The 320-nt window shown below is 67.2% G+C and carries 1 pseudogene; it reads left to right on the top strand.

Annotated elements, in window-relative coordinates:
* Positions 1-17 precede the first annotated feature (17 nt).
* Positions 18-320, top strand: a pseudogene (locus N4G66_RS45455) (DUF1254 domain-containing protein); the annotation flags it as partial.

The raw sequence follows: 320 nt of genomic DNA, 5'->3' as shown, positions 1-320 counted from the left end.
GCGCGCAGCATGACTCCATGAGTGGATTCGCGAAGATTCCCTCGTCGGTGACGACGCCCGACGCGGTGGAGACGAGCATCGGCGCGCTGCGGTTCGCGGACGGGATTCCGGACGAGGCCACGTGCGAGAGGGTGTACGCCCATCTGGACCTGACGCACGGTGTGGACGCGTATCTCGCGGGTCTGCCCGGAGTGTCGGTCCGGGCGCTCCGGCAGGGTTTCCTGGACGCGGGGGTCGCCGACAACACGGTGCTGCTGTACTCGGGCCTGATGGACAGCACGTCACTGTTCCTGACCGGCAACGCCGACACCGTGTACTTC

Origin of the sequence: Streptomyces rhizosphaerihabitans (assembly GCF_025399795.1) — a bacterium.
Lineage (GTDB): Bacteria > Actinomycetota > Actinomycetes > Streptomycetales > Streptomycetaceae > Streptomyces > Streptomyces rhizosphaerihabitans.
This window is presented reverse-complemented; position numbering and strand designations above follow the sequence as displayed.